The sequence below is a fragment of the Aminobacter sp. P4_H6_2 genome, from assembly GCF_056400805.1.
In genome coordinates this window covers 1-20,883 of sequence record NZ_JBFUKO010000012.1, presented here as the reverse complement: position 1 = coordinate 20,883, position 20,883 = coordinate 1, and the positions used below count along the sequence as shown (strand labels likewise).

16 protein-coding genes and 1 tRNA gene are annotated in these 20,883 nt (G+C 63.6%); 9 read left to right on the top strand and 8 right to left on the bottom strand.

The window, feature by feature from the left end:
• Positions 1–552 precede the first annotated feature (552 nt).
• From AC1DUU_RS02220 to AC1DUU_RS02210, 3 genes are read left to right on the top strand one after another with little or no spacing between them, the layout of a single operon-like run.
• A complete protein-coding gene (locus tag AC1DUU_RS02220; protein WP_476781778.1) occupies positions 553–1,587 on the top strand; it encodes a methionine ABC transporter ATP-binding protein in 1,035 nt (344 codons plus the stop codon).
• Positions 1,577–2,245 carry a methionine ABC transporter permease gene (locus tag AC1DUU_RS02215; RefSeq protein WP_476781777.1) on the top strand — a complete coding sequence of 223 codons (669 nt, stop codon included), beginning with the start codon at positions 1,577–1,579 and terminating at the stop codon, positions 2,243–2,245. Before AC1DUU_RS02220 ends, AC1DUU_RS02215 begins: the two co-directional genes overlap by 11 nt.
• Positions 2,246–2,286: 41 nt before the next feature.
• Positions 2,287–3,063 carry a MetQ/NlpA family ABC transporter substrate-binding protein gene (locus AC1DUU_RS02210; RefSeq protein ID WP_476781776.1) on the top strand — a complete coding sequence of 259 codons (777 nt, stop codon included), beginning with the start codon at positions 2,287–2,289 and terminating at the stop codon, positions 3,061–3,063.
• Positions 3,064–3,299: 236 nt separating this feature from the next.
• On the opposite strand, the gene AC1DUU_RS02205 is transcribed toward AC1DUU_RS02210, so the two are convergent.
• Positions 3,300–3,375: transfer RNA gene (locus AC1DUU_RS02205), tRNA-Thr, on the bottom strand.
• Positions 3,376–3,523: 148 nt separating this feature from the next.
• Positions 3,524–4,480 (bottom strand): NAD(P)H-dependent flavin oxidoreductase, encoded by a 957-nt coding sequence (locus AC1DUU_RS02200; RefSeq protein ID WP_476781775.1) that lies wholly within the window; start codon positions 4,478–4,480, stop codon positions 3,524–3,526.
• A 227-nt stretch (positions 4,481–4,707) separates the two neighbouring features.
• On the opposite strand from AC1DUU_RS02200, the gene AC1DUU_RS02195 reads away from it, so the two are divergent.
• Positions 4,708–5,808 carry a hypothetical protein gene (locus tag AC1DUU_RS02195; RefSeq protein WP_476781774.1) on the top strand — a complete coding sequence of 367 codons (1,101 nt, stop codon included), beginning with the start codon at positions 4,708–4,710 and terminating at the stop codon, positions 5,806–5,808.
• A 58-nt stretch (positions 5,809–5,866) separates the two neighbouring features.
• On the opposite strand, the gene AC1DUU_RS02190 is transcribed toward AC1DUU_RS02195, so the two are convergent.
• Positions 5,867–7,465 (bottom strand): cisplatin damage response ATP-dependent DNA ligase, encoded by a 1,599-nt coding sequence (locus AC1DUU_RS02190; protein ID WP_476781773.1) that lies wholly within the window; start codon positions 7,463–7,465, stop codon positions 5,867–5,869.
• 223 nt (positions 7,466–7,688) lie between these two features.
• Entirely contained in the window at positions 7,689–8,699 is a 1,011-nt protein-coding gene (locus AC1DUU_RS02185) for a ligase-associated DNA damage response exonuclease (protein WP_476781772.1), read from the bottom strand.
• An 84-nt stretch (positions 8,700–8,783) separates the two neighbouring features.
• Here AC1DUU_RS02185 and AC1DUU_RS02180 point away from each other — a divergent pair, with 84 nt between their 5' ends.
• On the top strand, positions 8,784–9,695 hold the full coding sequence (locus AC1DUU_RS02180) for a methyltransferase (protein ID WP_476781771.1): 912 nt from the start codon (positions 8,784–8,786) through the stop codon (positions 9,693–9,695).
• Here AC1DUU_RS02180 and AC1DUU_RS02175 read toward each other — a convergent pair.
• Positions 9,692–9,859 (bottom strand): hypothetical protein, encoded by a 168-nt coding sequence (locus AC1DUU_RS02175; RefSeq protein WP_476781770.1) that lies wholly within the window; start codon positions 9,857–9,859, stop codon positions 9,692–9,694. The two genes, AC1DUU_RS02180 and AC1DUU_RS02175, sit on opposite strands and share 4 nt — an antisense overlap.
• A gap of 333 nt (positions 9,860–10,192) precedes the next feature.
• Between AC1DUU_RS02175 and AC1DUU_RS02170 the strand changes: the two genes are divergently transcribed.
• From AC1DUU_RS02170 to AC1DUU_RS02160, 3 genes are all read left to right on the top strand, one after another.
• A complete protein-coding gene (locus tag AC1DUU_RS02170) occupies positions 10,193–12,736 on the top strand; it encodes a ligase-associated DNA damage response DEXH box helicase (RefSeq protein WP_476781769.1) in 2,544 nt (847 codons plus the stop codon).
• Positions 12,733–13,446, top strand: a complete 714-nt coding sequence (gene pdeM, locus AC1DUU_RS02165) for a ligase-associated DNA damage response endonuclease PdeM (protein ID WP_476781768.1) — start codon at positions 12,733–12,735, stop codon at positions 13,444–13,446. The genes AC1DUU_RS02170 and pdeM overlap by 4 nt, the downstream gene beginning before the upstream one ends.
• A 107-nt stretch (positions 13,447–13,553) precedes the next feature.
• Positions 13,554–14,054, top strand: a complete 501-nt coding sequence (locus AC1DUU_RS02160) for a methyltransferase family protein (RefSeq protein WP_476781767.1) — start codon at positions 13,554–13,556, stop codon at positions 14,052–14,054.
• Positions 14,055–14,123: 69 nt separating this feature from the next.
• On the opposite strand, the gene AC1DUU_RS02155 is transcribed toward AC1DUU_RS02160, so the two are convergent.
• From AC1DUU_RS02155 to AC1DUU_RS02145, 3 genes are all read right to left on the bottom strand, one after another.
• Positions 14,124–14,906, bottom strand: a complete 783-nt coding sequence (locus tag AC1DUU_RS02155) for a TIGR02186 family protein (RefSeq protein WP_476781766.1) — start codon at positions 14,904–14,906, stop codon at positions 14,124–14,126.
• Complete coding sequence (locus AC1DUU_RS02150) at positions 14,903–15,829, bottom strand: sulfite exporter TauE/SafE family protein (RefSeq protein ID WP_476781765.1); 927 nt, start codon at positions 15,827–15,829, stop codon at positions 14,903–14,905. Before AC1DUU_RS02150 ends, AC1DUU_RS02155 begins: the two co-directional genes overlap by 4 nt.
• A gap of 175 nt (positions 15,830–16,004) precedes the next feature.
• Complete coding sequence (locus AC1DUU_RS02145; protein WP_476781764.1) at positions 16,005–19,730, bottom strand: peptidoglycan-binding protein; 3,726 nt, start codon at positions 19,728–19,730, stop codon at positions 16,005–16,007.
• A gap of 441 nt (positions 19,731–20,171) precedes the next feature.
• On the opposite strand from AC1DUU_RS02145, the gene AC1DUU_RS02140 reads away from it, so the two are divergent.
• Complete coding sequence (locus AC1DUU_RS02140; protein WP_476781792.1) at positions 20,172–20,624, top strand: MerR family transcriptional regulator; 453 nt, start codon at positions 20,172–20,174, stop codon at positions 20,622–20,624.
• Positions 20,625–20,883 lie beyond the last annotated feature (259 nt).

The window sequence follows — 20,883 nt, the reverse complement described above, 5'->3', positions numbered from 1 at the left end:
GGTTGAACATGCCGCACTCGCGGCACTTCCCGTCCTACTCCGCTTCCATTTCAGGTGTTTTTCTGTAGCGCCGAAGGCGTGTTTCGTTTGTTTCAGCGGCAGCCAGCCGCTGACAGCATCGCCTCATGTGTTGGCCGGTGGAAGTCGCAGCGCATGATGACGGCCTCGGCGCCGCAAACACCACTACCTGCAGGCTGAAATATCCTGCGGGATGCCGCTTCCGGCCGGTTGGTGGTGAGCAACAGCCGGCGGATGACGGTCCCGAACGGGCGTTTTGCAGAGATATTCTCCTGAATGGCCGATCTTGAGAATTCCATTCCTGTCGGATCCCGCCAAATCGGGGCAATGGAGCGTCTGCCGGCCCCAGGCACGCGAGATCAAGGTTGATTGCATGCTACGATTAGTCACCCGTCATCGAATGCGTAGCGCCTTCGTATGACGCTGTGGCGATGCTATCTCGCCCGGGTGACCTGACTAAAACGTGAGCTAATTATGAAATTGCCAATTGCAGCGGCCGACGGGGCTCGCCATGAGCGCGCGCAAGCCGCGCCCATGGTCGCGTTCGAGGGCGTGACCAAGCGCTTCGGCGACGGTGCGAAATCCTTCACCGCGCTCGATGGCGTGGACATGACCGTCGGCCGAGGGGAGATCACCGGCATCATCGGCCGCTCCGGTGCCGGCAAGTCCACGCTCATCCGGCTCGTCAACGGCCTTGAAAAGGCGAGTTCGGGCAAGGTGGTGGTGGACGGCACCGAGGTTGGGGAGCTGAACGAGGCTGGCCTGCGCGGTCTGCGGCGCGAGGTCGGGATGATCTTCCAACACTTCAACCTGCTGTCCTCGCGTACTGCTTTCGACAATATCGCATTGCCGCTGGAGGTCGCCGGGCTGGATCGTGCCGCGATCAAAGGGAAGGTCGACCCACTGCTTGATCTCGTCGGGCTTGGCGACAAGGTCGACCGCTATCCGTCGGAACTCTCCGGCGGGCAGAAGCAGCGCGTCGGCATTGCGCGGGCGCTGGCGACCTCGCCCAAACTCCTGCTTTCCGACGAGGCGACCTCCGCGCTCGACCCAGAAACCACCCAGTCGATCCTGGCGCTGCTGAAGCAGATCAATGCCGATCTCGGCCTGACGGTGCTGTTGATCACCCATGAGATGGAGGTAGTCAAAACCATTGCCTCGCACGTCGCCGTCATCGACAAGGGACAAATCGTCGAGCAGGGCCGGACCTTCGACATCTTCACCGCTCCGAAGCACGAGACGACGAAGATCCTCCTCTCCTCAACGCYCGGCATTTCCCTGCCGGAATGGCTGCGTGCCGGAGTGAAGGCCGCGCCTTCGGCGGGCGACCGCATTCTCGTGCGGCTCACCTTCTTCGGCGCGACGGCCTTCCAGCCGCTGACGGCGCAGCTGGTCACGGAGATTGGCGGAAACGTCAACATCCTCGCGGGTGCCATCGAGGAGATCGCGGGGGAACCTTTCGGGACGCTCGTCGTCGCCTATCCGGCGACACCAGAGATTCTTGACCGCGCCAGCCGCTTTTATGTGGCCACGGGCCTTGCCACGGAGGTGCTCGGCTATGTCGCCTGAGATGCTTTTCGACGTGCTCTGGAAATCGCTGCTGCAGACGCTGCACATGGTGGCCGTATCCGGCCTCATCGGCTCCCTGATCGGCCTGCCGATCGGCGTCTTTCTCGCTACCAGCGCCAGGAACGAACTCTTCCCCGCGCCGGCGCTCAACCACGCGATCGGGCTCGTCGTCAACGCCGCGCGATCGACGCCCTTCATTATCCTCGTCGTTGCCATTATCCCCTTCACGCGCCTCCTGACAGGCACGTCGATCGGTACCACCGCGGCCATAGTGCCCCTGACCATCGCCACAGTTCCGTTCTTCGCGCGCCTGGTGGAGGCCGCAGTACGCGATGTTGACAAAGGGCTCATCGAAGCGGCTCGCGCCATGGGGGCGACGCCGATGCAAATCGTTTTCAAGGTGCTTCTCGCCGAAGCGCGCCCGGCCATCTTGCTCGCCTTCACTATGACCATTGTCAGCCTGATCGGCTTTTCGGCGATGGTCGGCGCGGTCGGTGGCGGCGGCCTCGGCGATCTCGGCATCCGCTACGGTTACCAGCGCTTTATGCCGGAAGTCATGCTGGCCGTTGTGGTGATGCTGATCGTCCTCGTGCAACTCGTCCAGAGCGCAGGCGACGCCCTTGCCCGTCGCTTTGACAAGCGCAACCGCAAGAGTTGATTCAACCCCTCCCAAGTCATGTCATCATCAAGGAGAAAACTATGATGAAGTTCCTCGTCTCGGCGGCTCTTGCTGCCCTCATCAGCGTCCCGGCGCTCGCCGAAGACATCAAGGTCGGCGTTACGCCCGGCGAGCACGCTCAGATCATGGAAAAGGTCAAGGAAGTCGCCGCCAAGAATGGTCTCAACATCGAGATCCTGGAATTTTCGGACTACGTGGTACCGAACCAGGCGCTGGCCGACGGCGATCTCAACGCCAACTCCTTCCAGCACCAGCCCTATCTCGACAACCAGATCGCCGATCGCGGTTTCGACCTTGTCAGCGTCGGCAAGACCATCACCACCCCTATGGGCGTCTATTCCAAGAAGGTGAAGAGCCTCGGCGAGCTCGCCGAAGGCGCAACCGTCGCCATCCCGAACGACCCGACCAATGGCGGTCGCGCGCTTCTGGTTCTCGCCAAGGAAGGCCTCATCAAGGTCAATCCGGAAGTGGGTCTGAAGGCGGGCCCCGCCGACATCACCGAAAATCCCAAGAACATTCAGTTCGCCGAACTCGACGCGGCCCAGCTGCCGCGTTCGCTGGACGATGTCGATGCGGCGGTCATCAACACCAACTTCGCGCTGGAAGCGGGCCTGCATCCGAAGAACGACGCCATCGCAATCGAAGGTAGCGAGTCGCCCTATGCCAATGTGATCGTCGTGCGCAGCGCCGACAAGGACGCGCCATGGGTCAAGACGCTAGTCGAGTCCTACCATGACGAAAGCATCAAGTCGTTCATCAACGACGAGTTCAAGGGCGCCCTGATTCCATCCTGGTAAGCAGCGCACGGGCATCGCTCGAGCTTGCCAAACCATAGAAACTGCGCCGCCCGGCTGGCCCAGCCCGCCGGGCGGCGCGCCTCGATTTCGGATTTGCAGGGCTGATGCCACATATGAAATGGCGCAGGTGGCTGCGCAGCGACCGCCAGCAACGAGCAGCCACTGCAAACGACGCCGCCAAGCAGCGCAGCTTCGTGCATTGCTAGTGACTCAGCGACTGATGAAAACGGGAAAAATGGTGCCGCTTAGGTGACTCGAACACCTGACCCCCGCATTACGAATGCGATGCTCTACCAACTGAGCTAAAGCGGCTTCCATGCTTCGCGACCCGGAAGGTGCGAGGCAATGAGCGCGTGATAACTTCATTGCGCTCGGATTTCAAGACACCTTCTGACGGTTTTGAGCAGCGGCGATAACCCGTCATCGCAGGCTTGCCGGCTCAGCCCGCCATTGTTGTACCTCAGCCCACGAGGCGGGCCTTGGCGGCGGCGTACTCGCTGGCCAGGCGCTCGACCAGTTCGGCAACCGGCATGACCTTGTCGATGGCACCGATGCCCTGGCCGCAGCCCCAGATGTCCTTCCAGGCCTTGTATTTGTTGTCGCCTTCGAAATCCATCTGCGTCGGATCGGAGACGGCGAGGTTGTCGGGGTCCATGCCGGCGGCGCGGACTGAGCCCTTGAGGTAGTTGCCGTGGATGCCGGTGAWCAGGTTGGAGTAGACGATGTCGGCGGCCTTGGAGTCGACGATCATCTGCTTGTAGGCGTCGGCAGCGCGCGCCTCCTCGGTGGCGATGAAGGGCGAGCCGATGTAAGCGAGGTCAGCCCCCATCGCTTGGGCTGCGAGCACTGCACCGCCATTGGCGATTGCGCCCGACAAAAGCAGCGGGCCGTCGAACCATTGGCGGATTTCCTGGATCAGCGCGAAGGGTGAAAGCGTGCCGGCATGGCCGCCGGCCCCGGTGGCAACGGCGATCAGCCCGTCGGCCCCCATCTTGATTGCCTTGCGGGCGTGGCGGTCGTGGATGATGTCGTGCAAAACGATGCCGCCATAAGAATGGACGGCCTGGTTGACCTCTTCGACCGCGCCGAGCGAGGAGATGACGATCGGCACCTTGTACTTCACGCACAGGCGCAGGTCGTGTTCGAGGCGCTTGTTGGACTTGTGGACGATCTGGTTGACGGCAAAGGGTGCTGCCGGGCGATCCGGGTTGGCGGCGTCATGGGTGGCGAGGTCTTCTGTGACCATGGCCAGCCACTCGTCGAGCTGTGCCTCGGGCMGGGCGTTGAGCGCGGGGAAGGAGCCGACGATTCCGGCCTTGCACTGCGCCAGCACCAGAGGCGGATGCGAGATGATGAACAAAGGTGCGCCGACCACGGGGATGCGCAAGTTCTTCTTGAGGATGTCAGGCAGCGCCACGCTTTTCTCCCGGCTCTCGATTTTGACGTTTCCGTAAACGTCACTCCATATAGCAGATCGAGCGCTGTCCACAATGTACAGGCTTGGGCGCCTGGCGCACTTGTTTTGCCCGCCCCAAGGGGCATTGCATCCTGTTTTGGCCGACAAAACGCCAACAGCGCCGTTGATTGATGCCCTCTCTGCCGCTAACCATCTGGCAACACAGGCGCCGTTGCGAGGAAAATCGATTGGATTCGATCGAAAAGGCGATCCGGAACGCTTTCGAAAAAGGCGATCCCGAGAACCGCGAGTTTCGCGAAAAGGTCTATCGCGCGGCCTTTGCCGCGCTTGACCGTGCTCTCAAGAACAACCCGGCCATGACCGTGGAAGTGGCGATCAACCGCCGCAAGGCGCTGCAGGCGAYGATCACCGAGATCGAATCGGAGTTCATGCCGGCAGGCCCCGAGGTCTCCATCGGCTCGGCCAACCCGGCCTCGGCACCGGAAGTGTCGCTCAACGGCAATGGCGCGCCCAAGGCGCCGTCGGTCTCGATCGGAAAGCCGGCAAAAGGCGTGACGCCTGTCGTGCCCGATATCATGCCCGATGCGACCTTGCCCGGCGGCCCGCCGATCGAGCTTTCCGAAAAGCGCAGCAGGGCCGAGCGACGCGCGGCCGACCGCGCCAGCGCGCGCGCCGAAAAGCGGCGGCCTTTCGCGGCGATTTTCTTTGCCGTCACCCTGCTTTCCATGGGTGGTATCGGCGCTTGGTGGGCCGTGCAGACCGATCTGTTCAAATCGGCCGCCGAGATCGACACCTCGGTGCACAATCCCCCCAAGCAGCTCGAGAGCGAGGATTTTTCGCCTGACGGCACCAATGCGGGCCCGGCACGCCCCGGAGAGGTCGATCAGGCGCGCAACTGGATCACCGTCTTCACGCCCACCGATTCGACCGGTGTGAGCGCGCCCAACGGCACGACGGCCGAAATCGCCAAGGACGATACCGGCAGCTATCTGCGCATTCGTTCGGGCACATCAGGTTCGGCCGTCAGCTTCGATGTCGGCCAGGGCGTGCTCGAGCAGATCGCCGGCAAGCATGCGGTCTTCGACATCGTCGCCCGCGCCGAAGACGGCCAGGAAACGCAGATGGCCGTCGACTGCAATTTCGGCGAGCTCGGCGATTGCGGCCGCAAGCGCTACATCGTCAGCTACCAGCGCGGTGAATATCTGTTCGAGATGGACGTGCCTGACAAGAAGCCGGGTGCTGCCGGCACCATCGCCATCAATTCGGACTTCGCCAAGGAAGGCAAGGCGGTCGACATCTACCAGATCAGGGTCTCGGTGACCGAGTAGAACGTTATTTGAGCATGATCTTGTCCGAAAACCGGCGGCCACTTTTCGGGATCATGCTTTAATCGAGCAGCGCCTGCAGCGTCTCGATGCGGTCGGCTTCATCAGGCGGCTTGTCCCAGCGCAGCCGCGATATCCGGGGAAAGCGCATGGCGACGCCCGACTTGTGGCGCGTCGAGCGGTTGAGGCCTTCGAAGGCGACTTCCAGCACCAGCCCGTTTTTCCTGTCGGCACGCACCGAGCGCACCGGGCCGAAACGTTCGATGGTGTTGTCGCGGACATATTTGTCGATCTGCCTCAGCTCCTCGTCGGTGAAGCCGAAATAGGCCTTGCCGACCGGCACCAATTCCTCAGCGCCCTCGGCACCCGACCAGACCCCGAATGTGTAGTCGGAATAAAAGCTCGAGCGCTTGCCGTGGCCACGCTGGGCATACATCAGCACCGCGTCGACAGTGTGCGGATCGCGCTTCCACTTGAACCAGGGCCCCTTGGGGCGGCCGGCGAGATAGGGCGAATCGAGCCGCTTCAGCATCACGCCCTCGATGATCGGATGAGGCGGTATGCGGCGCATCTCTTCGAGTGCTGCCCAATCGCCGAACGGCACCAGCGGCGACAGGTCGAAGCGGGTGGGATCGAGCGTGGCGATGAAGGCTTCGAGCCGCTCGCGGCGCGCGGTGAAGGGCAGGCCGCGCAGGTCCTCGCCATCAAGCTGGAGCAGGTCGTAGCAACGCACGAAGGCCGGATATTGCGTCTGCATCTTGGGCGAGACGGTCTTGCGGTTGAGCCGCTGCTGCAGGTCGGAGAAAGTGCCGGTGGCTTCGGCCGGCACGCCGACGAGGAGTTCGCCGTCGAGCGCAGCATTGAAATCCATGGCGGCCACGACGTCGGGGAAAGCACCTGACACATCGTCGCCGGTACGCGAGTAGAGCCGGCGGATGCCACCTTCTGAGACCGCCTGGACGCGGATGCCATCCCATTTCCATTCGGCGGCGTAGTCGGCTGGCGCAAGCTTTTCGAGGTCGCCGTCACTGAGCGGGTTGGACAGCATGACCGGGCGGAACAGCGCCTTTGCAGTTTTCTCAGGCTTCGGCGTTTTGCCTTCCAGCCAGGCGAACAGCTCGATGTAGGGCGCAGTGAGGCCGTGCCAGAGTTCCTCGATTTCCGACACGTCAACCTTGCCGAGATCGGCAAGTGCCTGCTTGGCAAGCCTCGCCGACACGCCGATGCGCAGGCCGCCGGTGACCAGCTTGATGATGGCATAGCGGGCCGAAATAGCTGCCTGGTCGAGCAGCCGGGCGAGCACGGCGGGGCCGTCGGAGCGGCTGGCCGATTGCAGCTTTTCGACCACTTCGGCAAGCGAGATGTCGTGGTTGGGGCGCTGGTCTGGTACTTCCGGCCAGACCAGCGAGACCGTCTCGGCGAGGTCGCCGACATAGTCGTAGGAGTAGCCGAAGAGGATGGGATCCATGCGCTCGGCCACCAGCTGGCGCAGCATGGCGGGCTTGACCGATGCGATGTTGAGATCGCCGGTGAGGGCGGCAAGGGCCAGCCCGCGGTCGGGGTCCTCGACGTCGCGGAAATAGTCGGTGATGAGCTTGAGCTTGCCATTGCGCGACGGCGTCAGCACGAGGCGATCGAGGAGCTCGGCGAAGCGGTTCATAGGAGAGGCGTCCCCGATCGGCGTCGCGTGCTGTCCCACCCCCCTCTGGCCTGCCGGCCATCTCCCCCGCGAGGGGGGAGATCAGCCAGCGTGGCTACCTGCCTCCACCTTGTCATGCTGGCAACTGGCACGGAGGCCGAGGTTAGTTGACCTCCCCCCTTGCGGGGGAGATGGCCGGCAGGCCAGAGGGGGGTGGGACGGAATGCAACCTTCCTGAGCATCATCAATCCCCCTCATCCTCATAGCCGACGAGGTGCAAGGGCCGGGCCGCAATGYCATTCAGCTCGCACCAGCGCACCAGCACTTCCTCGCGGCCGTGGGTGACCCAGACCTCGCCGGCGCCGGTGTCCTTGATCGTTTCGGTCAGCTCGTTCCAATCGGAATGGTCGGAGATGATCAGCGGCAGCTCGACGCCGCCTTGCTTGGCGCGCTGGCGGATGCGCATCCAGCCCGAGGCGAAACAGGTGAGCGGGTCGGGAAAACGCCGCGCCCAGCGGTCGGCGAAACTCGACGAGGGTGCCACGACAATCGCGCCGGCGAAATCGCGCTTGTCGCCGCCCTCGACAGTCGCCGGCTGCAAGTCGCCGAGCGCTACACCCTGGCTCTCGTAATATTCGCTGAGCCTGGCGATGGCGCCGTGGATGTAGATCGGCTTGTCGTAGCCCTGGTCGCGCAGCAGGCGCATGACGCGTTGCGCCTTGCCGAGCGCATAGGCGCCGACGAGATGGGCGCGCTCTGGAAACTGCTGTGCCGACTTCAATAGCTTGCCGATCTCGTCAGCTGCATCCGGGTGACGGAACACCGGCAGCCCGAAGGTCGCCTCCGTGATGAAGACGTCGCATGGCACGACCTCGAAGGGCGTACAGGTGGGATCCTTGGCACGCTTGTAGTCGCCTGAAGCTACGATGCGGATGCCATTGTGCTCGACCGAAATCTGGGCCGAGCCGAGCACATGGCCGGCCGGATGAAACGAGATCCTGACGTCGCCGAGTTTGAGTTTCTCGCCAAACGCCATGGCCTGCGTTGTCCCGGCAAAGCCTGGCCCGCAGCGTATGGCCATGATGTCGAGGGTCTGTTGCGTCGCCAGCACCTTGGCGTGGCCGGGCCRGGCATGGTCGGAATGGCCATGGGTGATGAGCGCGCGCTCTACCGCCCGCACTGGGTCGATGTAGAAATCGCCGGGCGGGCAATAAAGCCCCTCGAGGCGGGGATGAAGCAGGTCGCTGGCACGCATTGTTCCAAGATAGGCATTTGGCGCTTGCGTGGAAGGCCGCTTTGGCAGTAATGCGCGCCACCCTCCTCATTGTGGATGCCGCGCTTGACGCTGTTGCAGCTCTCTTCCAACGACCTGCTTGCCGACCGGCGGGCGGACTATGCTGAAATGCTGTTCGGCTCGGGCGAGCATGCCGCCGCCGCCGAGCTGATGCTGGGCGCGCTGGAGATAGCGCCGAAATGGGCGATGGGCTGGTTTCGCCTCGGCGAGATGCAGGAGGCGGCCGGAGCGCTTGGCGCCGCAGCCGAAGCCTGGCGTATGTCGCTGAAACTCGAACCGGCGGATCGGCCAGGGGCCGCGCTCAAGCTGCAGTTGATCGGTGCGGGACCTATGAGCGAAAGCCCGCCGAGCGCTTTCGTCGAGACCTTGTTCGACCAATATGCCGACAAATTCGATCATGCGCTGGTCGAGACGCTGCATTACCGCGTGCCGGAACTACTGACGGCGGCGATTGCCGCCACGGGGCGAGCGCGGTTCGAACATGCCATCGACCTCGGCTGCGGCACCGGGCTTATGGGCGTCAAGCTGAGGCCGGTGGCGACACGGCTGGACGGTTACGACATATCGGCCGAAATGCTGCGCAAGGCGCGCGACAAGGGTGTTTACGACAGGCTTGAAAAGGCCGACCTGCAGGAATTCCAGCCAGATGGCGACAGGGCCGACCTGATTACCGCGGCGGATGTGTTCATGTATCTCGGAGGGCTCGACCGGGTGTTTGCGAGCGCAAGCGGCATGCTGGCGCCGGGCGGACTGTTTGCCTTTTCGGTCGAGCGGTTTGCCGGCGAGGGCGCCTTCGAGTTGCAGCCGTCGCGCCGCTATGCTCACTCGGAAGCCTATGTGCACGGCCTGATTGCCGCTGCCGGGCTGAATCTGGTTTCGCTGGAGCGCGCCGTGATCCGGCAGGACCGCCGCGAGCCGGTGGAGGGGCTGATCGTGGTGACGGAGAGGGAGGGCTAACGCGCTTTTGGATTGCCGAGCATGCCGCGCGACCGCAGCTGTTTTTCCGCCGGCTTGGCTGTGATGCCCATTTGTTTCTGGACGGCTTCCAGCTGGGCCTGAAGCTCGCGAACGAGCTTTTCAAGTTCAGCGATACGGGCTTCGTGTGAGGCGATGTCGGTCATGCGGGCGGGCTCGGTTTGTGCAGGTGTCCGTATGTGACGCGGCTATGGCGAAGACGCAAGCCGGATGGGTCGCACTCCTTCACGCCCCCCCTCTGCCCTGCCGGGCATCTCCCCCTCAAGTGGAGAGATCAGTCGCGTTGCCCGTAGCGCCAATCATCTCAGCGTTGCCGAACGGGCGGCGAGGCGGCCGCTGCCAATCTCCCCCCTTGAGGGGGAGATGCCCGGCAGGGCAGAGGGGGGCGTTTCAGTTGATCTGGTCGTCCTCCATCTCTTGATCCCTTTTTGTTCCAGATTCCGCTTGGCGTTGCCGCACGCCCGCGTTAGGTCTGTGGCGTGACGAGCCAAGCGAGACTGGAGCCGAGTACGACTGCTGCCATRCTGCCGGAACCATTCTTGCGATGGTTCACCGAGCGCGGCTGGTCGCCGCGCGCCCATCAGCTTGATCTGCTCGCCACAGCCCAGCAGGGCAATTCGGTGCTCCTGATCGCGCCGACTGGCGCAGGCAAGACCCTGGCCGGTTTCCTGCCGTCGCTGACCGACCTCGCTACGCGTCCAAAACGCGGGCCAGGCGAGATGCAACGCGGCGTGCACACCCTCTACATCTCGCCGCTCAAGGCGCTGGCCGTCGACATCGAGCGCAATCTCGGCAAGCCGGTCGCCGAGATCGGCCTGCCGATCACGATGGAAACGCGCACCGGCGACACGCCAGCGCACAAGCGCACGCGGCAAAAACTGTCGCCGCCTGAAATCCTGCTCACGACGCCCGAGCAATTGGCGCTGCTGATCGCCTCGCCTGACGCCGAGCGTTTTTTCGCCGACCTGCGCTACATCGTGCTCGATGAGTTGCACTCGCTGGTGACCTCCAAGCGCGGTCATCTGCTGTCGCTCGGGCTGGCGCGGCTCCGCGCCTTCGTGCCCGACCTTCAGGCGATAGGACTGTCGGCGACGGTGGCCCAGCCGGACGAGTTGCGGCGCTGGCTAGTCAACCAGAACCCATCAGGCGAGATGGCCGAGCTGATCACGGTGTCGGGTGGCGCCAAGCCGGAGATATCGATCCTCGATTCCGAGGAGCACGTGCCGTGGTCGGGGCATTCGGCGCGTTATGCCATTCCCGATGTCTATGAGGCGATCCGCAAGCACCGTACGACGCTTTTATTCGTCAACACGCGCAGCCAGGCCGAATTGCTGTTTCAGGAGCTGTGGCGGATCAACGACCACAATCTGCCGATCGCGTTGCATCACGGCTCGCTCGACGTCGGCCAGCGCCGCCGCGTCGAAAAGGCGATGGCCGACAATGCGCTGAGGGCTATGGTGGCGACCTCGACGCTAGATCTGGGCATCGACTGGGGCGATGTCGATCTCGTGGTGCATGTCGGCGCGCCGAAAGGCGCGAGCCGCCTTGCCCAGCGCATTGGCCGTGCCAACCACCGCATGGACGAGCCGAGCAAGGCGATATTGGTGCCGGCCAACCGCTTCGAGGTGCTGGAGTGCCGGGCGGCCCTTGAGGCCAATTATCTCGGCGCGCAGGACACCCCACCGCTGATCGAAGGCGCGCTCGACGTGTTGGCACAGCATGTACTGGGCTGCGCGTGCGGTGCGCCTTTCCGCGCCGACGACCTGTTCAGTGAGGTGAGGGGTGCGGCACCTTATTCAGCGCTTGACCGCGACACCTTTGACCGTGTCGTCGATTTTGTCGCCACCGGCGGCTACGCGCTGCGAACCTATGAGCGCTACGCCCGCATCCGCCTGACCAAGGACGGCACTTGGCGGGTGTCGCATCCGCGCGTTGCCCAGCAATACCGGCTCAATGTCGGCACCATCATCGAAGCGCCGATGCTGAATGTCCGCTTCACCCGCGCCAAGGGCAAGCCGGGCGCGGGCAGTGCCCAGTCGCTCGCCTTGCGCGGCGGACGCGCGCTCGGCAAGATCGAGGAGTATTTCGTCGAAACACTGTCGATCGGCGACATGTTCATCTTCGCCGGCAAGGTGCTGCGCTTCGAAGGCATCCGCGAAAACGAATGTTACGTCTCCACCGGCGGTGGCGGCAACGTGCTGGTGCCCTCTTATGCCGGCGGCAAGTTTCCGCTGTCGACCTATCTCGCCGAACAGGTGCGCGGCATGTTGGCGGACCCCGCGCGCTGGAAGGCGCTGCCCGACCAGGTGTCGGACTGGCTGCGCATGCAGCAGCTGAAATCGATCCTGCCGCGGCGCGAGGATCTCTTGATCGAGACCTTTCCGCGCGGCGAGCGCCACTACATGGTGGCCTATCCCTTCGAGGGCCGGCTGGCGCACCAGACACTCGGCATGTTGCTGACAAGGCGATTGGAGCGTGCCGGCGCGCGACCGCTGGGTTTTGTTGCCACCGACTATTCGCTGGCCATTTGGGCGCTCGGCGATCTCGGTCACATGTTCAAGAACAAGCAGCCCTCGCTCGCCGAATTGTTCGATGAGGACATGCTGGGCGACGACCTGGAGGCTTGGCTCGCCGACAGCTGGCTGCTCAAGCGCACCTTCCGCAACTGCGCTGTCATATCAGGCTTGATCGAAAAACGCTTTCCCGGCCAGGAAAAGAACGGGCGGCAGATAACGGTTTCGGCCGACCTCATTTATGACGTCTTGCGCAGCCATGAGCCCGACCACATCCTGCTCAAGGCGACGCGGGCCGATGCGGCATCCGGACTGCTCGATGTCAGGAGGCTGGCCGAGATGCTCTCGCGCATTCGCGGGCGAATCGTCCATAAGATGCTCGACCAGATCTCGCCGCTGGCGGTGCCGGTGATGCTGGAAATCGGCAGGGAACCGGTCAATGGCGAGGCCAACGATACGCTGCTGCTCGAGGCGGCGGACCTGATCGAAGAGGCGATGGGAAGCGCATGAACATTGCCGCGCGTGATTTGGTAAGGGCCGGCGGCGAAGCAATCGCCATCGCAGGCGTGCGCGCGGTCTGCGATCAGCGCGGGGCATTGCATTTCCCTGATATCGGCCTTCTCGTCGTCTCAGATTTGCATCTCGAAAAGGGTTCTTCCTTTGCCCGTCGCGGCCGGCTGATCCCGCCCTACGACACGGCCGCGACGCTTGTGCGGCTGGCATCGGTCGTCGAGGATTATGCGCCCAAGACCATCGTCAGCCTTGGCGACAGCTTTCATGATGGCGAGGGTGCGGCGCGCCTGCCAGAGCCGTTCCGCGACAGCCTGGTCGGCATGATGAAGGGCCGCGACTGGTTCTGGGTTGCTGGCAATCACGATCCCGAAGCGCCCGACGATCTGCCCGGCGAGACGGTGCAGGAACTGGCGGTCGGCGGGCTGGCGTTTCGCCATGAGCCGTCGAAGGGCCAGGCCGAGGGCGAGGTGGCGGGGCATCTGCACCCTTGCGCGCGCATCGTCCAGCGCGGCCGTTCGGTCAGGCGGCGCTGTTTTGCCGGTGACGGTTCCAGGCTGGTGATGCCGGCTTTCGGCTCGTTCACCGGTTCGCTCAACGTGCTCGACCGTGCCTACAAGGGCATGTTCCGCGATGATGCGCTGACCGCCTACATGATCGGCACCAGCAGGGTCTATGCGATTGCCGGGGCGCTGCTCAGGCCGGGGTGATTCTTCCCGCTTCGGCAGCCGCCGAAGGTATCGTGGTTGAATGCAGCTTGGTTGCACGCCGATCGAGATTGGCGTCGGAAGCAGTTTGCAATAGTCTKGATGCGATCTTGAACAAGGACCTGGGTTCGGGTCATACGATGAACAACACGGCTGACACCGCTCAAGTCATCATCCGGCCGCCGATCGCATGGGGGCTGGCCGTTATTGCCGGGCTTGTGTTGCACTGGCTCATTCCCTTGCCGTTTCTGCCGGCTTATCTGCCTACGGGCTGGTTTGGGGCGATTTTATTCACGCTCGCACTGGTGTTGTTTGCCTGGGCCATCGTTACGATGACCAGGGCCGGTTCGAACGTTCCCACCAACCTGCCGACCATCACCATCGTCGAGAGCGGACCCTATCGCTTCACCCGCAACCCCATCTATCTCGGCATGCTGCTGGGGCTGGTCGCTCTCGCCATCGCGTTGGACAATCTCTGGCTGCTGATGACGCTGGTGCCATTCGCGCTCACCATCCGATATGGCGTCGTGGCCCGCGAGGAGGCCTATCTTGAGCGCAAGTTCGGCGACGTCTACCGTGGCTACCGGTTGCGGGTACGGCGATGGCTGTAGCCATGTCGCGTTGCGACTGACGGTTCAGCGCGCGCCTCTCTTTGAGGCGGGGCGCGCCGGCGTCGCCTTTCAATCTTTCCTGAAGATGATCCTGCCGAGCCAGCCGGTGAGCATGGCAAGGCCAATGGCAAACAGGCCGTAGCCGAAACCGTGGTCGGTGGCGAAGCGAAAGATGGTCTGCTCGAAACCCGACTTGACGATGGCCAGTTGCGCCGAGGTTTCCTTGATGAACAGGCCGTTGCGGAACAGGAAGGCACGCGCCTTGTGGGTGCCCACCGGCACATTGGGGGCGAGGTGCAGCGTGGCGCGGAACAGGCTTTGCGACAGGAACTGCACGCCGCCGATATTGTCGCTGTAGAGCCCCATCGCCTGCTTGCGTTCACGCAGCGCGTCGGTGAATTCCTGGATGGTCAGCGGGCTGTCGCGCTTGTCCTCGGGCTCCATGTAGATGTTGGTCGCGCCGAGTGACAGCTGCCGGTAGTTGTTGGGATCGGTGATGTCCTGCGGCTGACGCGTGGTCGCCACGGAATAAGACATAGGCACGTTGGTGAAGGTTTCGGACTGGGTGTTGATCCACATGCCGAGCACGCGGCTCTTGCGGCGCACCACAACCGGTCGCGCTGGACCTTCGAGCACGACATAGACGTCGTAGCGGCCCTGGCGGTTGATCAGCGGGTCGGCGTTTTCGAGCGCGCCGAAGATGGTGAGATCGGCACCAGCGAAATTGGCCGTGATGGCGACGCGGTCGGTCGACAGACCGATCTGGATGCTTTCGGGATGCGCCGCTTCCTGGGCGCGCGCCGGAAGGGCGGCAGTCAGGAGCAGGGCTGCAAGCAGTGCCGCCCGCATCATATCAGCCCGCTCACGCCGGTCAGCGAATAGAGGTTCTGCGGCCTGACGAACAGGTCGAAGCCGAGCCGCAAGGCGACCGCCAGAACCAGCAGTGCCAGCAATGCGCGCAGCTGTTCGCCGCGCAGTTTCTGGCCTGCCTTGGCGCCGTATTGCGCACCCGCGACGCCGCCGATCATCAGCACCAGAGCGAGCACGATGTCGACGGTCTGGTTGGTGGTCGAGTGCACCAGCGTGGTGAAGGCCGAAACGACGACGATCTGGAACAGCGACGTGCCGACGACGATGTTGGTCGGCACCTTGAGCAGGTAGATCAGCGCCGGCACCATGATGAAGCCGCCGCCAACGCCCATGATGGCGGACAGAAAACCGATGCCGGCACCGATGCCGAGCACCGGGATGACGGAGACGAACAGCTTCGAGGTGCGGAAGCGCATCTTGAAGGGCAGGCGGTGGATCCAGTTGTGCTGGCCCGATTTCTTCAGCGCCGGCGGCACCCCGCCCTTGGTCAGGCGCAGCGCGTTGACGCTTTCGATCAGCATCAGCCCGCCGACGGTGCCCAAAAAGACGACGTAGAGCAGCGAGATGAACAGGTCGAGCTGGCCAAGCGCGCGAAGCAGCGCAAAGACGAAGCCACCGGCGGCCGAGCCGGCTATGCCGCCGATCAGCAATATGGTGCCGAGCTTGAAGTCGAGCGTACCGCGCTTGAGATGGGCAAGCGCGCCGGAAAAGGACGAGGCGATGACCTGGTTGGCGCCGGTGGCAACCGCGATGGCGGGGGGGATGTTGTAGAAGATCAGGAGGGGCGTGATGAGAAAGCCGCCGCCGACCCCGAACATGCCCGACAGGAAGCCGACCGCCGCGCCCATTGCCAGGAGCACGAACACATTGACCGACATTTCCGCAATCGGGAGATAGATGCCCACCCGTCAGTCTCTGCAAATTGAATTGTTGCCGACGCCCATCCCTGGGAGCTTGTTGGCTACCGGGTACTTGCGCCGACATTGCGGCGAAGTCAAACTTCGCCGAGCACAAACGAAAAATAACTCAATCAGTTAACCCTCCGGTAAAGGCGGGCTGCAGAAAGCTGGTGATGGTGAATTATTTACGCGCCAGCAAAGCCTCGACCAGTGGGCCATCGACCTCGCCGGTGGGGGCCATGGCGTTGTCTTTCTGGAACGCGGCGATGGCGTCCTTGGTCTTCTGGCCCATCACGCCGTCGGGCTTGCCCACCTCGTAGCCGCTCTTGCCGAGGATCGACTGGATGTTCTGCACGGCCTTTTTCATGTCGACCTTGGCGGCCGGCGCGTCCTGCCATGCCTCTGGCACCGCGACCGAGTTGGAGGCAGGGTCCAGTGCCTTGGGCTGCCAAAGTGCTGTCGTCTCCTTGGCGCGCTTGAGCTGGTCGGGGCTGAGTGCCTTGGCGATCTCGTCGCGCTTGGAAGCCGCGTCATTGTCGCCCTGCTTGGCGACCAGCGCGAACCACTTGTAGGACTCTTCGAGGTTCTGCTTCATGCCGACGCCCTTGGCGGCGAGGATGCCGAGATTGAACTGGCTGTCCTTGACGCCGAGTTCGGCCGCACTGACGAACCAGCGGTTGGCCGAGTCGTTGTCGACGGTGCCGTCCGCGCCCATGGCAAGCAGCACGGCCAGATTGTGCATGGCGCTGGCGTTGCCCTGGGCCGCGGCGAGCTGGTACCAGGTCTTGGCCTTGACGGCGTCGCGGTCGACGCCGATGCCCTTCTCATACATGTTGCCGATGCGGTACTGCGCCGGCGCGAAGCCAAGTTCGGCCGACTTTTCGTACCACTGGGCGGCGGCTTTCATGTCCGCGCTTGTGCCGCGTGCTTCGGCGTAGCGTGAGCCGATTTCAAACAGCGCCTTGGCGTCGCCGGCATTGGCCGCATCGCGCAGTGGCGCCGGACCGACAGCTTCGGCCATCAAGGCGGCAGGTGTCGGTGTTGGTTTGATCGCCTCGGTCACTACAGGCTGTGCTGGAATGGACTGCGTGCTGGCATGGTCGAGCATGACATCGGCCGGTGCCGTATCCTGTATCGCCTCGGCGATCATGTCAGGTGCTGCGGCGGGAGCTTGCGCGACCTCGGGCTTTTCGACATTGCGAACCGGAGCGGCAGTTTCCGCGATGGGCTTGGCAGGAGCTGCGACCGCGACCTGGACCGGCTGGGCGGAAGAAGGTGCAACGGTGATGCTTGCCGTTTCGACCGGGTCGTTGAGGAAGGCCTTGCCGAGCTGCATGCCGGCGAGCGCCAGCATTACCGCGCCGACGGCCATGAGAACCGATTTGCGGCGGGACTTGATGAGATCGCCGATGCGCAGCGCGCGCACCGGGCCCTTGAAGTCGGAAGTGCGCTTGAGCGCATCGGCCTCGGCGGCGGCTGCCTGAGCCGCGCGTCGGGCAGCGGCGATGAAGTCGGACTTCGCCGCGTCGGGCTCATTGGGACGCACAATTTCGCCACGCTCGTCGCGGACGCGGCGCATGATGGCGTTGAGGTCAGGTGCACCGGAGCCCGGCTCCAGCGGGCGGTTGGCAATCTTGGGATCGAGCGGCGCGTCGAGCATGACGCTTGGCGCAGGCGTCTCGACGACAGGCTCGGCAGCTACCGCGATAATGGTCTCTTGCTTGGCCTTCTTGCTGGCGAAAGCGCGCGCAAGACCGCCGAGCATCGAGGTCTTGGCCGGCTTTGGCTCTTTCTTGTCCGTGCGGACGACGTCGAAGGCCTCGATCGCAGCGGCCGCTTCGGCGGCTGCCTGTGCCGGGCTACGGGTCGCGCGTTCGCTCTCCAACGGACGTTCGGCTTGATCGGAGCGGCGGCCAAAGGTGGCATTGGCGTCGGGCAGCGGCGCTGGTGCTTCCGAATCGAGCGATGGCGTTTCGCTGAGCGCCAATTTCGGTGCCGGCGACAGCATGGTGGTCGACAACAATTCGGCGACGGAAGCAGGCGCCTCGACAAGTGCCGGCTCGCTGGGTTCGAGTGAACCGAGCCGGTCGACGATCTTGAGCAGCGTGTCGTGGATCGCCTCGAAGGTCTTGCCGTTGCGCTCGTCGGAGCGGCGGGTCAGCGTCTCCAGCGCCTTGAGGTCCTGCGCAAGCCCTGCCACAGCGGCGGTCTCGGTGGTCGAGCCGGAGAAGGAGCGCACAGCATCTTCGGCGGCCTGGCGGGCAGCTTCGACAAGGGCGTGGTGGTTGCCGGCGATCGAGCGTTCGATCTCGTCGATGCGCGGACGGATGTCTTCGAGCTCGGGCAGCGGCGCGCCGGGACGCGCGAGGTGGCTCGACAATTCGCTGACCTGGGCTTCCAGGCTGCGGATCAGGCTCGGGTCGATGCTCGCTACCTGCGCCGCCGACATTTCGATGCGGCCGGAGATGTCTTCGAGACGGGCTTCGAGCCCGCGCATGGCAAGCTCRGTGGCAGGGTCGGCGCGGTTGGTCTCAAGCCGCTGGGCAAAAGCAGTGAAGCGCGCGTCGATGGCTTCCATGATGCCAGACTGATCGGCGACCGGTTGGGCCGCCTGACGGTCGAGGCGTTCGCCCAAATCTTCAAGGCGGCGTTCGAGATCGCGAAACAGCGTGTTGCCATGTTCGAAAGCGTCGCCCTGGCGGCGCTCGAACACCTCGGCGAGCGCATCGAAGCGCTGCTCGATGCCCTGGAAGATGAGGCCGGCATCAGGTGCGGCGGGCGTGCGCTCGATCTTGTCGGCGATCAGCGAGATCTGCCGGCCAAGGCGCTCGACGGCCTGCTCGGGGATTTCGCTGCGCGCGGCGATGCCGTCGACACGATTGGAGAGCTCGTTGAGGCACTCGATGATCTCGGCCGTCGGCTGGTCGGCTGTGATCTCCTCGATCTGGTGGGCAAGGGCTGCGATGCGCACCTCGATCCGCTCGAACGGCTCGGGGTTGAAGTGCGGCGTCTGGGCAGCGACGGTCGATGCGACGATGGCACGCGAGATTTCGTCGAGGCGTTCGTCGATGAGGCTGAACATCTCCTCGCCATGGCTGTCGCGCTGGCGCACGAACTGGTCGACGGCACCAGCAAGTGTGCGGACCTTTTCTTCGATGGAGCGCAGCGACAGCGATTCGGGCAGGTTGTTGACGGCGTCGTTGATCTGTTCGAGGCGGCCAGCGAGCGCTGCAAGGGCAGGATCTGCCGGGCGCTGGCGCGCATCTGCCGACATGCGGTCGGCAAAATCGGTCCAGCGGCGGTCGAAATCGTCCCAGCGGCGATCGACCGAAAGCACTGTCTCTTCGCGCGCCAGATCGCCGAGCGAGCGACGGACCTGTTCGAGTTCGAGGCGCAGCGTGTTGACGCTCTTGTCGTCGCTGCGTTCGGCGAGCGAGTGGATGGCGCCCGACAGCCGCTCCAGCTCAAGCCCGAGTTCGACGGCGTGGGAGCCGGCAGCGCCTGCCTGGCTGGCGCGGTCGATGTCCTTGCGCAGCAGGTCGAATTCGCGTTGCAGCCCAGACGTCATCTGGTGGCGCATCTCTTCGCGCAGCGCGCGCAATTCGTTGGCGATCTTGCCGGCGGCGGCGATGCCGTCTTCCTGGCCGCGGGCGCGGTCGATGTCGCGCGCGATCGTCTGGTAGGGCCGTTCGTAGGGTGCGCTGCGGCCAAACTCGCCGCGCGGCGTGTAGCCGGCCGGGGGCGTTTGCCGTTGSGGCGCGCGGTAGGATTCGGCAGCTTCCTCGCGCGTGCGTTCGAGCCGCGCTTCGAGATTTTCCAAGGAGCGGTTGAGCTGGTCGAGCGAAGCATGCGGGCGGCGCTGCCTGCCTTCATTCAGGGTGTCGAGATAGGACCGCTTGTTGTTCATCGAAACGCCCGTTGGTCAGAGTGCTGGTGCTGGAACCAGAAGTCTCAAATCCTTGCCGGGAACAGAGGCGCGAGATGCCACGGAACTGGGTTTCCTGAGGCCTTTCGCCGCCTTCCGAAACCGTGAACAATCCAATACATGATGCTCACGGGGGAACCGACACGGGTACATTTCCCTCAACGTGGTAAACAAGCTCTTAACCAAGCTTAAGAAACTGCGACGTTGTGTAACCACCGGAACGGTCAAATCGGCCAGATTTCCCTTGCGTAGGGTAGGCGGTGTCGTTATAGCATTTACGTAAACGTAAGACGTGTGCAGATCGCCGTCTTAAGGAAGCATTTACATAGAAACCACGATCGGAAGCCCCGCCCCCTGCGGCTTCCATCAGAGCACTGGCCGGCTCTGCCGCCGTGCTCGCAATTGGGGATTGCAGAGAAGATGATGAAGCTTGTGTCGGTCGCCGACGTTGCGGCCAATGAAAACAATCTTTCCAGCGAGGACTATGTCCGCATTGGAGAGATGGCGAAGCAGTATGGCGTGACGTTGCGGACGTTGCGCTTTTACGAAGACAAGGGGTTGCTCAACCCCAAGCGTGAGGGTGCGACGCGCCTTTACACCCGTCGCGACCGTGCGCGGCTGAAGCTGATCCTGCTCGGCAGGAAGGTTGGTTTCTCGCTGCGTGACGTCAAGCAGATGATCGACCTGTACGATCCGACCGGCACCAACGCCAAGCAGCTGCGCCTGACGCTCGACAAGTCGGACAAGCAGCTCGGCCGCCTGCACAAGCAGCGCCAGTTGCTCGACGAAGCGATCGGCGAGCTGACCGACCACATGGCGACCGTCCGCCAGTTGCTGGCCGAGCGCACCACCATCCAGGCCAGCGCCGCAAGCTGATATCAAAGCTGTTTGCTTATTTGAAAACGACCCGGCGAGGGAGACTTCGCCGGGTCGTTTTGCGATTGGTGGATTGCGGTCTGATGGGGGTGGCGCGCTCAATGGAGCGGCTCATACCGAGCCTTTTCTGTTCCTGGGTGCTGCCATCCGTCACCGTGGCAGCCTCGGGCGCGCGAGATCCGCAGCAGCCATTTTCTGCACCGTCTTTGATCTCGGAGATTGTCGGGAACCCATGCCGTGATGTCGATGAGGGTTACAG

Excerpts from the sequence above, each read along its gene's own strand:
- AC1DUU_RS02190 (WP_476781773.1), bottom strand. The coding sequence starts at position 7,465 with ATGAACCGCTTCGCCGAGCTCCTCGATCGCCTCGTGCTGACGCCGTCG.
- AC1DUU_RS02155 (WP_476781766.1), bottom strand. The coding sequence starts at position 14,906 with ATGATGCGGGCGGCACTGCTTGCAGCCCTGCTCCTGACTGCCGCCCTT.
- AC1DUU_RS02175 (WP_476781770.1), bottom strand. The coding sequence starts at position 9,859 with ATGACCGACATCGCCTCACACGAAGCCCGTATCGCTGAACTTGAAAAG.
- AC1DUU_RS02215 (WP_476781777.1), top strand. The coding sequence starts at position 1,577 with ATGTCGCCTGAGATGCTTTTCGACGTGCTCTGGAAATCGCTGCTGCAG.
- AC1DUU_RS02140 (WP_476781792.1), top strand. The coding sequence starts at position 20,172 with ATGAAGCTTGTGTCGGTCGCCGACGTTGCGGCCAATGAAAACAATCTT.
- pdeM (WP_476781768.1), top strand. The coding sequence starts at position 12,733 with ATGAACATTGCCGCGCGTGATTTGGTAAGGGCCGGCGGCGAAGCAATC.
- AC1DUU_RS02210 (WP_476781776.1), top strand. The coding sequence starts at position 2,287 with ATGATGAAGTTCCTCGTCTCGGCGGCTCTTGCTGCCCTCATCAGCGTC.